The sequence below is a fragment of the Bradyrhizobium sp. genome (genome assembly GCF_050014615.1).
In the GTDB taxonomy this organism is placed as follows: Bacteria; Pseudomonadota; Alphaproteobacteria; order Rhizobiales; family Xanthobacteraceae; genus Bradyrhizobium.
In genome coordinates this window covers 1-12,746 of sequence record NZ_JBEKCZ010000154.1, presented here as the reverse complement: position 1 = coordinate 12,746, position 12,746 = coordinate 1, and the positions used below count along the sequence as shown (strand labels likewise).

Below are 12,746 nucleotides of genomic sequence, written 5' to 3'. Positions count from 1 at the left end.
CTTCGTCATTCCGTTATTCCACACACAGCACCACACCTTCCCGCGACGCCATGCGCCCGGGTTGTGCGTGCAGTTTCGCCCTAAATTAGAGGGCGCAGGGAAAGCCGGGTGCACGCTGCACCCGCGGTCTCGCGTGCAAAGTTGTGCAAAAACGCACACGAGCATACAGGTTCAGCGGAGGCAATCCGGCCTTCCCTGCGCAATGGTTTTAACGGTTTCCTTCGCGCTCTCCCTGGTGACCGGGCTTGGTTGCCACCATCGCCTTGCGAACATGTCCGCAAAACTTGACGCCAGCGTCGGGGCGTCAGGACCACACGACTTCGCCGTCCGCAAGGTAAGCGCCCTCGTCAGAGGCGCTCCCTACGTCCACCGCATCCCGCCCCGCGTCCGTGACGATCGCGAGCCGCCCCTCATGTGGGACGAGACGCGCAAAGGATGCTGGTGATTTGGGCTTGCGACAAAGCGGAATATTTCTTCGGACAGGACTGGACAGGTGGAATCAGCTTGAAGCGGCTAGAGAAATTCGTCTGCCGTGACTCTGCCGTTTCGCAGCTTTCGCGCAATGGCACTCCTTTGCCTTTGGTCGAACCGCGGATTATGCTGCGACGACTGCCCTTGGATTAGTTACATGCGAAACGAATGGACCAAGCCGCGCGAATATTCCTTTACTAACGCGGCCGGAGAAGTGTTTCACGAAATCGCCTATTCACGGATGGACGTGAATATTTTTGCGAAGATGCACAAGGCAACCAACTACAAACCAACGGAAGACAGTTCAATCTGCAAATCACGGGTCGCGGATTGATTTGAGCGACACCGAGTGCGGCTTTCAGCGTCGAAAGTGGCGAGATCAAGAAAACGACGCGCGCCAAGTATCTGGCCGCAAGTGAAGCACTTCATTTAGAGGAGGGACTATTAGAAAGATTCGTGGATTCTGGGCAAACGAATGCACACGGTACAAACGCCACGATTCCGCAGATGCCGCTGCCCTTTGGCATTCATTTTCAGAAAGAAAGAATGGCGTTCTGGCTGCTCCATTTGTCGTCTTTACTTCTATTAGGCGCTCTCGACCGTCAGGCTCGAAAGAAAGGATATCGTATCCCGCTCCATCGCCCTCCTCCACCGATACCCACTTTATTTTTTTCAAAAGATCGGGCCGCTTGAATTTTTCGAGCCTCTTTTTTTCTATCTCCAACACAAATTCCTCGCCCGCCCGTCCCAACGATCGGTTGCGGAGATCGCGCTCCACAGGATCGAATTTTCTGATCAAGCGTTCTAGCTGCCAAGGTCTGTCGGAGGCAGACTCTAATTTCGGAGCCTGCACAAAGGTACCAACATCATCGGTAGCGGCGAGTACCTTCGGAGGTAGCTGACGGTAAACCACGTCTTCGTTCGATGAGAGATATCGGTCAATTGCGCCAAAAATCGACGCCTGATAATTTCTTTTCGGTTTGTAACCGACGATCCATGGCAATCCCATTTCTTCCAAAACGGCTGATATATTTTGATGCTTGAATTCTACAGATCGATGAGTTCGTCCGGTCTGTTCCATAAGAACGGCACTATGGTGAGATTTGATATATGATTGTCGAGATAGCTCAGCCCTCAACATCGAAAAGTAGTCGGCGACGATGGCATCGAGCTCATCATCGTTCCAAGGTCTTCCGATCTTGTTTTCGTCAGCCATACTCTCGAACTGTTGGCCGCTGGACTGTTTATTTACCTAATCGAACGTGGGCCTGACCTTCTAACCAGATCTCTTAGCCGAATTTGTCCAATACTTTGATATCTTTATATGCACTTATTGAGGGCTGGCTGGCTCTCCAACCGCCCCTCTGATATCGATAACCCCGAAAACCAAACGGGAATGCCGATGATCAATTTCGCCGCGCCCCACCCTTCGCGCAAATGGCTCACCTCAGCCGTCGCAGCTCTCCTCTGCCTCGCCTCGGCCGCCCCCTCCCTCGCCGCCGATGACCCCGACAAGGACGCCCCCAAGGGCGCGGCGGTCACCGTGCTCAAGGCCGCGAAATTCTGCTTTGCCAATATTGTCGAGGTGTCCGGCCTCGTGATCCCGCGCGAGGAGACCGCGGTGCGGCCGGAGCGGCAGGGGCTCAAGGTCGCGGAAATCATGGCCGATGCCGGCGACAGCGTCACCGCCGGGCAGGCGCTGGCGCGGCTGACGCTGCCCGAAGGCGGCACGGTGCAGGTCACCTCCCCGGTGGCCGGGCTGATCGCAAGCTCCACGGCCGTGATCGGGGCTACGGCCTCGGGCAAGGGCGAGGCGCTGTTTTCGATCATCGCGCGCAGCGAGTTCGACCTGGTCGGGATGGTGCCGACCCAGGATCTCGGCAAGCTGACCGCGAACCAGACCGCGCGGATCAAGATCATCGGCGCCGGCGAGGTCGAGGGCAAGGTGCGCCGGGTGGCGTCGACGGTCGAGCCCAACAGCCAGCTCGGCCAGGTCTTCGTCGGGATCACCACCAACCGCAAGCTGCTGGCGAATTCGTCCGGCCGCGCCTTGATCAAGACCGGGCAGAGCTGCGGCGTCGCGGTGCCGCTGACCGCGGTGCTCTATGGCGCCGGCGGCACCGTGGTGCAGGTGGTGCGCCGCGCCCGGGTCGAGACCAAGCGGGTCGAGGTCGGGCTGATGTCGGGCGGCCAGGTCGAAATCCGCGACGGGCTGGTGGAGGGCGACATCGTGGTCGCGCGCGCCGGGGCGCTGCTGCGCGAAGGCGATCCGGTGCGGCCGGTGACGGTGGGCGCGGATACGAATTGAGTTAAATCGCTGCGCCGCTCTCGAGGCCGTCTTCGTCATCGCTTGCGGCTACCCCTCTCCCCAGCCCTCCCCCACAAGGGGGGAGGGAGCGGTGGAGTGGGCGGATGCGGATTGAGGGTTCACGGGTTGAGTTGAATCGCTGAGCCGGTTTCGAACTCGTCTTCGTCATCGCTTGCGGCTACCCCCCACCCCGACCCTCCGCCGCAAGGGGGGAGGGAGCGAGAGAGTGGGGCGCGGATCGCCGCGATGCGCGTTAGATGCCAGCCCGGGGCTCTGGCTGAAATATTTCGGCAATGACAGTGAGCTCCCTCCCCCCTTGTGGGGGAGGGTTGGGGAGAGGGGTAATACAGCGGCGGTGTTCGCGGAAGAGCGGCCTCAGCCGCCGATGCCGAAGCGGACGTCTTCCAGCAGCGAGGACGAGACCGACGGCACCTGGGCGCCGTCGGAGGCGCGGGAGATGGCGATGCGGGTCTTGTTGAAGACGGCTTCGGCCGCGGCCCGGCCGGCTTCATTGGCGCTGAGATTGGCCAGCAGTTCCGACATCAGCACCGAATGCTGGCCACTGGAATCGTCCGCGACCTGGCCCGGCGTCGCCGACGTCAAAATCAGCGCATTGTCCGGCGCGGTGATCGGCGCCAGACCATGCGAGAAGGTGCGGAAGCGGCGCTCATAGGGGTTGCGCCTGGAGGCATCGATCACGACGAGCTTGGCGCAGGCGCCCTGCTCCTTCATCACCTCGAGCACGGATTCGACGCTGACGGCCTGATGGCGCACATCGGATTCCTTCCAGATCGCGGCATCGACCGGGATCATGTAGCTCTCGCGGCCGACCTGGACGCCGTAGCCGCCGAAGAACAGCATCACCACCGAATCCGGCCTGATCTTGGTTTTGAGCCGGCCGACCGCACGGTCCATGTCGTCGCGGGTGGCGTCTTCCACCACGTCGACGTCGAAGCCGTCGCGGCGCAGCGCTTCGGTCAGCGCCCGGGCGTCGTTGATCGGCTGGGCCAAAGGCGTATTGGCGTCGGGGTAATGGCCGTTGCCGATCACCAAAGCGATGCGTGAGGGACGCTTGCCGGCGGCCTCGCCGGATTGCTGCTCCGCGATGGTCTTGGCGGCATCGAGCGCGCGCATGTTCAGCGCGGCATGGGCGCCGATCGCCAGCGACACCATGCCGGCCAACGCGCAGGCGATGGCGAGCGGACGGCGGGAGATGCGAAACTCACTCAAACTCATCGCGGTCTCAATCCTTGGTCATCGTTTCCGAGTTCACCATTCACACGGTCACTTGCAAACGCGCGTACTTTAGTCGCGCCAACGCCTGCCGGGTTTGGGGGGTTGGCGGTGGATGTGCCGTCCAATTACGTTCAATTTGCGGCACCGCAGCAAACCCAGCATTAACCCGCGAGGCCCCCAGCGGCAACACTCTTTACAGGTTAAGGCTTATTGGACCGGTCATAGTTACCGATTTGATACTGTCGCCGGAACCGGCCCAAGACTGTGATATAGGTCACATTGGTGTTGGTTTCGGCGTTGGTTTCCTTCTGGTTTCTTTGGGCTTTGAATTCGCCGCGCATTTCCTTGTATTCCCTTGGCTTTCGGATAGTTTTTTGGGCACTTTCAGGTCTGGGGGAGACCGGCGGCCGCCGCAGAGCGCGGGTCGGCGCGGCCGGGGGGCGAACGTGCGACACCATCGCACGGACGGAAATTCCGAAAGAAAACGTGATGGCGTTTAGCGAGATCGCCGGAGCCGCATACCGCGCGCTGACGGCCCGGAAGGACGGCCCCTCGCTCTATGACGTCTGCGATCCCCTGTTGCTCAACGGCGCCGGCGGCGATCCGCATCTCGCCAAGTTCTACAAGACCGCGCTCGGCAATCCCGCTTTGCGCCCGCTGCTGCGGCGGACCGGGCTGGCCGAACTCGCAAGCGCGCCATGCCTGCAGGGGCTGCGCGAGGCGCTGATCCGGGCGCGCGACGACGCAATTCCGGACTGGGCCGCGATCGGCGCGCCGGTGGCGGCGCTCCTGGACACCATCGAGGTCCGGCATCCCCAGCCCAAACCACTCTCGAAGCCGCTGCCCGCGCCGGCGCCTGATGTTCGCGAGATCGAGCGCGTGATCCGGCTGTGCGGTGCGCAGCTGCTGCGCGCGTTCGGCTGTCACGGCTTCATCCCGACCTATGCGGCGTTCAACCTGATCGGCGACCCCGACATCAAGGGGCGCGAATTCCTGATGGCGCTGACCGGGCTCAATGCCCGCGGCTACAAGAACTCGACCTTGCTGTTCAACCTGGCGCGGATCTTCATCGCCCGCTCGCCGGCGCGCGCGCTGATCAACCCGCCCTGGACCGGGATCGCCGAGCCGATGTGGCAGCCGATGCAGATCCGCCACCGCTCGGCCTATTACGACGCCTTCTTCACCGAGGCGCTGCTGAGCTTTGTCGAGACCGGGCTGGCGTCACCGGATGCGGCCACCGCATCGCGCCGCGCCATCAAGGACATGGTCGCGTTCTGCCTCACCACCAGCCGCGAGGAGGTGCGCGCGCCGGACGGCCGTAGCTTCAGCGTCATCACCGCGCTGGCGCCGCTGCCGCATCCGCGGTTCTCAAAGTTCTTCTCGCACATCAAGCAGGATTTGGGATTCGGCGTCTACGTGCCGGATTGCGACACCACCGCCTGCGCGTTCTCGGCCGCGACCCAGGCCGGCTCCGATGATCCGATCCTGAACCAGCCGCTGCTGGACTTCTATGCGGGGTACCAGGTCGATGGCGGCGCCAACGAGCCCAAGGTCACGGTGCCGATCAACGACAGCATCGATTACGAAGGCGGCGTCGTCACCTGGATCGACAACCTCAAGGGCGAACGCCCGTTCGGCAATGATCTCGATCCGACGCTCAATCTCGACATTCTCGAGGTCAGCTTCCGCAATCTCGCCCGCTGGAAGATCCTGGAGACGCCGTCGCGGCTCGCGACGTTGCGGGGCATCATCGGCTTTCAGCTGCGCCTCGCTCTCAGCGGCGCGTTCGCCGATCCGCGCTCGCATATCTATTATCTGCCGGAGCTGTACTGCGCCTATTTCGGCCGCTGCTACGCCGCCTTCATGGCGCTCCCTTTGGAGGCGCGGCACGCGATCGATCCCGACGGCGCGTTCGAGATCATTCGTGCCAAAGTGCTGGCCTATGTCGAGGGCGAACTGATCACGAGCGAGATGAACGTGTTCGACGCGGCGCTGGCGCTGATGGCGCTCGGCCATCTCGGGGCAGATGTGGCGACCTTCACCCCGGCGCTCACCTGCATCCTCGGCGATCTCGGCGAAGGCGGCCGGCGCGGGCCGTTCCGGGCCTATGAGTGGAACAAGATGAAGACCCCGACGCGCATTTTAGTGGGCGGCCCCGAGGTCACCTCGGCCTTCGTGCTGATGGGGTTAGCGTTGGCCCACCGCGCGATGCTGCGGGGGGCGGCGTAGTGCTATCGCGTTTCCTTCACCCTCCCCTGGAGGGGGAGGGTAAGTAAGTCGCGCTCTCTTCGCCCATCACGCTAACCTGACAGCCGCAACCCAACCGGCTCTATCGCCCGCGGCCCCATCCGCACCACAATCCGGCCGCATCGTGTTAGCAATGCATTTCGAGGCGGCCCTTTTCACATGCGCATGAAATTCCTGCTGGCGATTCCATGGCTCCTGACGCTGCTGCCGGCCATCGCCGCCGCGGCCGACATCACCGGCATTCCCAAAATCCGCGAGGGCGACCAGATCCAGATCGGCAACAGCAAGATCCGTCTCGGCGGCATCGACGCGCCGGCGGTGGATCAGCTCTGCCTCAACAATACCGGCGAGCGCTGGACCTGCGGCGCCGCGGCGCGCGACGAATTGATCAAGCATGTCGGCAACAAGAGCTGGACCTGCCACGTCGCCCAGACCGACCGCCGCGGCCGCCAGGTCTCGCGCTGCGAGGTCGACGGCGAGGACATCCAGAAATGGATGGTGAAGAGCGGCTGGGCGCTGTCCTATGTGCGGTTCTCGCACGACTACGACGCCGACGAGAAAGCCGCGCGCGACGCCAAGGCCGGGATGTGGCAGGGCGCGTTCATCGCGCCGTGGGACTGGCGGGTTCGCAACAAGAAGACCAGCATTCTCGGCGCCGCCAAGGCGCCCGACAACGCCAACACCATCCTTTTGGCATCGGCCTCGGGATCGGTCGCGCCCTCGCCCGACTGCACCATCAAGGGCAACGTCAACCGGTCCGGCGAATGCATCTTCCACCAGCCCACCAGCCGCTGGTACGCCAAGATCGAGATGAAGATCAGCAAGGGCACGCGCTGGTTCTGCTCGGTCGACGAAGCCGAAGCCGCCGGCTGCCGCGAGACCAAGCGATAAAGACGTGGCTGATTTTCAAGACGACTTGCAAGACGAACTGCGACCACAGCCGCACCACGATCATTCGCGGCTCGATCGCTTTTTGCTGGGCTCGCTGTCCGTTGTCCTCGTCTATACCCTGTTTGCCTATGTGGTGCTGCCGGCGTTCTGGACTCACCACGAGCACCAGAAGGGCCTCGCCGCGCTGCCGATGGTGACGCTGACCGCACAGGGCATTCCCGGCGATCCGATCAATGTCGGCCTGGTCGGTGACGACAAGGACGTGCTGTGCGCGATGCAGGCCGCCGGCTGGTATCCGGCCGACCGCGTTACGCTGCGCTCCTCGATCGAGATCGTTGGCAGCGTGGTGCTGGACCGTCCCTATCACGACGCGCCGATCAGCAATCTTTATTATCTCGGCCGCCACGAGGACCTCGCGTTTGAGAAGCCCGACGGCCGGAGCGCCGATCGCCGCCATCATGTGCGGTTCTGGAAGGTGCTCGAACAGGGCCAGGAACAGCGCCCGGTCTGGCTCGGCGACGCGACCTTCGATCGCGGCGTCGGCGTCAGCCACTACACCGGCGCCATCACGCATCATATCGATGCCGACATCGACGCCGAGCGGGCGCTGCTTGCCGCCGACCTCGAAGCCGCCGGCATGGTCAATGCGAAATACCAGGTGACGGGCATCGGACCCACCATGGCCGGGCGCAATGGCGGCGGCGATCTCTATTACACCGACGGCGAGGTCTGGATCCTGCGGCTGGTCGAGGCGTGCCAGAAGCGCGACGCACCCGCTACCATCATTCCCAGTCCGCCCGCGACCGAGCTCAAGGATCAGATCTGGCAGGCGGTCGCCAATGCGCTGCGATGATAGCGTCCCGTCTTTTTGGTAGCTCTGGATTGCTTCGCTGGCGCTCGCAATGACGCTTGCGATCCAATATCATCGCATGATCACTGGGTCTTGGCTTGAAATCCCCGCCATTCCGCGCCATCCAATTCCCTTGCCGTTGTCTCGCCCCTTCCTCGATCCTACCCACAAGGAATAAGAAAAATGGCAGTTCGCGCCGGCCGGGAATTTCTGGCGATCCCCGGGCCCACCAACATGCCCGATGAAGTGCTGCGGGCGATGCATCGCCCGGCGCTCGACATCTATTCCGATCAGATGCGGGACATCACCGAAAGCCTGCTGCGCGATCTCTCGCGGCTGTTCGCCACCAAGGGCCAGTCCTACATCTACATCGCCAACGGCCACGGCGCGTGGGAAGCCGTGCTGAGCAACGTATTGTCGCGCGGCGACAAGATCCTGGTGCTGGAAAGCGGCCGGTTCGCGGTTGGCTGGGGCAATGCCGCGGCCGCGATGGGCGCCGATGTCGAGGGGCTGAAGGGCGACTGGCGCCGCGCGGTACGGCCGGCCGAGGTCGAAGCCCGGCTGCGGCAGGACAAGGACCACAGCATCAAGGCGATCCTGGTGGCGCAGATCGATACCGCCTCGGGCACCGTCAACGACATCGAAGCCATCGGCAGGGCGATCAAGGCAGCGGGCCATCCCGCGCTGTTCATGGTCGATGCGGTTGCCTCATTGGGCTGCATGCCGTTCCAGATGGATGCGTGGGGCATCGATGTCGCGATGTCCGGCTCGCAGAAAGGCCTGATGACGCCGCCCGGCCTCGGCTTCGTCGCCGTCAACGATCGTGCCCGCGAGGTGCACAAGACGGCGGGAATGCGCACGCCCTATTGGGACTGGACCGAGCGTGATCTCGCCGAAAATTACCGGAAATACGGCGGCACGGCGCCGGTCCATCTGTTGTTCGCGCTGCGCCAGGCCATCGATATGCTGTTCGACGAAGGGCTCGAAAACGTGTTCCTGCGCCACCATCTGCTGGCCGAAGCGGTTCGCCGCGCGGTCGCGGTCTGGGCCGAGGGCCAGGTGCTCGGCTTCAACATCACTGAGCCCGCCGAGCGGTCGAATACGGTCACGACGGTGGTGATGTCGAACGGCCACGATCCGGCTGCACTGCAGCGTTACTGCAATGAAAAATGCGGCGTGGTGCTCGGCGTCGGGATCGGCGATTTGCAGGGCCAGGCGTTCCGAATCGCCCATATGGGCCATATCAACGCCCCGATGATCCTGGGCACGCTGGGCGTGATCGAGGTCGGCCTGCAGGCGCTCAACATCCCGCATGGCAAGGGCGGAACTGAAGCGGCCATCGACTGGCTCGGCGAAACTGTGAGTGCCTGAGGGGCCAAGCCTTCCCGGCCCCCCTGCATTCGTGCTTATATTGATCCAGCGATAAATAACAGGCCGCCGACGGCGCACGCATGTTCCGTATTCCCGGTTTTGCGGCCGGAATGCGCGCAAGAAAATACAGGGAGTGATGTGATTGGCGTCCGTTGAATTGCGTGACCTCACCAAGCGATTCGGATCGCTGGCGGTCGTAGACAGCGTCTCCCTGCGCATCGATCACGGGCAGCTGGTCTGCCTGTTAGGTCCCTCGGGTTGCGGCAAGACCACGACGCTGCGGCTGATCGCCGGATTCCTCGAGCCGACCGACGGCGAGATCCATGTCGGCGACCGGCTGGTGTCCTCGGCCGCGCGCACGCTGCCGCCCGAGCAGCGCAAGATGTCGATGATCTTCCAGAGCTATGCGCTGTGGCCGCACATGACGGTGGCGGAAAACATCGTCTATGGATTGCGGCTGCGGAAATTCGATCGCGACACCATCGCCAAAAAACTCAAGGCTATCCTGGACACCACCAAGCTCGAAATCCTGGCGCAACGCTATCCCGGCGAATTGTCGGGCGGCCAGCAGCAGCGCGTGGCGCTGGCGCGGGCGCTGGTGGTCGAGCCGGAAACCCTGCTGCTGGACGAGCCGCTCTCCAACCTCGACGCCAATCTGCGCGAGGAGATGCGCTTTGAAATTCGCCGGCTGCACGACGAATACCGCTACACCACGGTGTACGTCACCCACGACCAGTCCGAGGCGATGACCACCGCCGACCTGATCGCGGTGATGAATGCCGGCAGGATCGATCAGCTCGGCACCCCCGAAGACATCTACGAGCGGCCGCAATCCGAATTCGTCGCGCGCTTCATCGGCTCCAGCAATGTGCTCAAGGGCACCGCCCGCGACGAAAACCATATCGCGTTTTCCGGCGCGACCCTGCGGGTGGTGGGCGCGAAACTTCAGGCCGGCCAGAATGCCGCCGTCGCGATCCGCCAGCACGACATCCAGCTTGCAACGGCGGCTCCATCGACATCCGACAATGCCGTCAAGGCCACCGTGACCCGCCAGGTGTTTCTCGGCGCCAACCGCGACTACATGGTCGAGACCTCGGACGGCACGGTACTGCGCATCATCACATCGACCGAAACCGCCGTTCCCAAGGGCACTGAAGTCTGGTTGACGCTGCCGCCGGAACGCTGCCGGGCGCTCAGCCGATAATGGGGAGCCAGCAGGCCGGCGCCATGACACATCAGAAGCTTTCCAGACGCGGGATATTAAAAGGCGCGAGCGCGCTGGCGCTTGGCACGGTGTTCGCCTCGCCCGCCCGCGCCGAGGCGCCGCCGCCTGAAGCGATCACGCCGCAACTGATCGAAGCGGCCAAAAAAGAAGCCAAAGTGGTGCTGTATTCCGCGATGGACCTGCCGGTCGGCGAAAAGCTCGGCAAGGCCTTCGAGACGCAATATCAGGGAATCCAGGTGCAGATCGAGCGCGCCGGTTCCGAGCGGCTGTTTCAGCGCATCGACCAGGAGTTTGCTTCCAACATCCGCGCCGCCGACGTGGTCTCTAGCGCCGATGCCTCGCATTTCATTCCCTGGAAACGTAATGGCTGGCTGGCGCCGTTCGTCTCGGACGACATCGCCAAATATTTTCCGGAACAATATCGCGATCCCGACGGGATGTTCGCGACCACGCGGCTATGGCTGTCGTCGATCGCCTACAACAGCAATCTCGTCAAGCCTGACGACGCCCCCACGGCCTACGCCGATCTGCTCGGCCCGAAATGGACCGGCAAGATGGTCAAGGGCCATCCCGCCTATAGCGGCACCATCATGTCCACCACCTTCCAGCTCATTCGTGAACTCGGCTGGGAGTATTTCGAGAAGCTGTCGAAGCAGCGCGTGATGCAGGTGCAGTCCTCGACCGACCCGCCGAAGAAGCTGGCGCTGGGCGAGCGCGCCGTGATGGCCGACGGCAACGAATATAATATCGTGCTCTTGAAGGAAGCCGGCCAGCCGGTCGAGCCGGTATATCCGAGCGAGGGCACGCCGACCATTTCGGGTCCCACCGGAATCTTCGTCAACGCGCCACATCCCAATGCCGCGAAACTGTTTCAGGCCTGGCTGCATACGCGCGAGACCCAGCAGTTCCTGACCGACTTCACCGCGCAATATTCGGTTCATGCGCAGGTGCAGACCAGACCGGGACGGCGCAAGCTTTCCGACACCAGACTGATGAAGGAAGACCCCGCCGGGGTCGAGAAGATGACGGAAGAGATCAAGACGCGCTATGCGCGGCTGTTTCGGGTTTGAAATAATCGCTGTCATTCCGGGATGGTCCGAAGGACCAGACCACAGATGTGCTATTGCACATCGGGGAATCTCGAGATTCCGGGTTCGCTCGCTACGCTCGCGCCCCGGAATGACGGCGAAAGAAATAAAATCGGCAGGCACCATGACCATCACCGGCAGTCTCGACACCCCCAAAACAAAAATCGACTGGACCAAGCCGGTGCTGTGGCTGTTCGCGGCGTGCCTGGTCGCGCTGATCGTGTTGCCGCTGTCGTGGCTCGCGATCTATAGCGTGACCGACAAGGCCCACCATTTGACCTTGCAGAATTTCGTCACGCTGTTCACCGATCCCGATTTCCTCGATCCGCTGCTGACCACCGCGATCATTGCCGTCTCCTCCGCCATCATCTGCTGCGCTGTCGCGGCACCCATGGGATGGCTGGTATCGCGCACCGACATGCCCGGGCGGGGTTTCATCCGGGCGCTGGTGACGGCCTCGTTCGTGACGCCGCCGTTTCTCGGCGCCGTGGCCTGGGAATTGCTCGCCGCGCCCAACAGCGGATTGCTCAACCAGCTGTTTCGCTTCGTGACCGGCGCGGAAGCCGACGCGCATCTGTTCGACATCTACTCGATGACCGGAATCATCTTCGTGATCTCCTGCTACACATTTCCATTCGTGTTCGTGCTGGTCGCCAATTCGCTGGATAACATGCCGGGCGAACTCGAGGATGCCTCCGCCATCCTGGGCGGCAAGGCCTGGACCACGGCGCGGCGCGTCACCATCCCGCTGGCGCTGCCTGCCCTGGTCGCCGGTGCCCTGATCGCGTTTCTGCAGGCGATGACGCTGTTCGGCTCGCCGGCGATCCTGGCGCTGCCGGCCGGCTTTCACACCATGACCACGAAAATCTGGAGCCTGTTCCAGTATCCGCCGAAACTCGAACTCGCCGCCGCCGCCGCGGTGCCGCTGCTGCTGTTGACCATCGCGCTGTTGCAGGCGCAGAAATTCATTCTCGGCCGCCGCGGCTATTCGGTGGTCGGCGGCAAATACGGCGCCCCGCGCCGCGTGGAAATGAAGAAATGGCGCTGGGCGGCGCTGGC

General features: G+C 62.8%; 10 protein-coding genes. 8 read left to right on the top strand and 2 right to left on the bottom strand.

What is annotated here, in order from left to right; translation table 11 throughout:
• Positions 1-850 precede the first annotated feature (850 nt).
• Positions 851-1,687 (bottom strand): protein NO VEIN domain-containing protein, encoded by an 837-nt coding sequence (locus tag ABR948_RS21910; protein ID WP_428121962.1) that lies wholly within the window; start codon positions 1,685-1,687, stop codon positions 851-853.
• 186 nt (positions 1,688-1,873) lie between these two features.
• Here ABR948_RS21910 and ABR948_RS21905 point away from each other — a divergent pair, with 186 nt between their 5' ends.
• Positions 1,874-2,779 carry an efflux RND transporter periplasmic adaptor subunit gene (locus tag ABR948_RS21905; protein WP_428121959.1) on the top strand — a complete coding sequence of 302 codons (906 nt, stop codon included), beginning with the start codon at positions 1,874-1,876 and terminating at the stop codon, positions 2,777-2,779.
• A 375-nt stretch (positions 2,780-3,154) separates the two neighbouring features.
• Here the strand turns inward: ABR948_RS21905 and ABR948_RS21900 are convergent, their stop codons facing one another.
• A complete protein-coding gene (locus tag ABR948_RS21900) occupies positions 3,155-4,015 on the bottom strand; it encodes a caspase family protein (protein ID WP_428121957.1) in 861 nt (286 codons plus the stop codon).
• Positions 4,016-4,504: 489 nt separating this feature from the next.
• On the opposite strand from ABR948_RS21900, the gene ABR948_RS21895 reads away from it, so the two are divergent.
• The 7 genes from ABR948_RS21895 to ABR948_RS21865 form a co-directional block, all read left to right on the top strand.
• Complete coding sequence (locus ABR948_RS21895) at positions 4,505-6,244, top strand: hypothetical protein (RefSeq protein WP_428121954.1); 1,740 nt, start codon at positions 4,505-4,507, stop codon at positions 6,242-6,244.
• Positions 6,245-6,421: 177 nt separating this feature from the next.
• A complete protein-coding gene (locus ABR948_RS21890; protein ID WP_428121951.1) occupies positions 6,422-7,153 on the top strand; it encodes a thermonuclease family protein in 732 nt (243 codons plus the stop codon).
• 82 nt (positions 7,154-7,235) lie between these two features.
• Positions 7,236-8,006 (top strand): LssY C-terminal domain-containing protein, encoded by a 771-nt coding sequence (locus tag ABR948_RS21885; protein ID WP_428121964.1) that lies wholly within the window; start codon positions 7,236-7,238, stop codon positions 8,004-8,006.
• 180 nt (positions 8,007-8,186) lie between these two features.
• On the top strand, positions 8,187-9,374 hold the full coding sequence (locus tag ABR948_RS21880; RefSeq protein ID WP_428121948.1) for a pyridoxal-phosphate-dependent aminotransferase family protein: 1,188 nt from the start codon (positions 8,187-8,189) through the stop codon (positions 9,372-9,374).
• Between the two features lie 142 nt (positions 9,375-9,516).
• Positions 9,517-10,578, top strand: coding sequence for an ABC transporter ATP-binding protein (locus tag ABR948_RS21875; RefSeq protein ID WP_428121946.1), 1,062 nt, complete (start codon positions 9,517-9,519; stop codon positions 10,576-10,578).
• Positions 10,579-10,601: 23 nt separating this feature from the next.
• Complete coding sequence (locus ABR948_RS21870; RefSeq protein ID WP_428121944.1) at positions 10,602-11,669, top strand: ABC transporter substrate-binding protein; 1,068 nt, start codon at positions 10,602-10,604, stop codon at positions 11,667-11,669.
• Positions 11,670-11,811: 142 nt separating this feature from the next.
• Positions 11,812-12,746 (top strand): ABC transporter permease (locus ABR948_RS21865; RefSeq protein ID WP_428121942.1); only part of this gene is annotated, 935 nt, incomplete at its 3' end.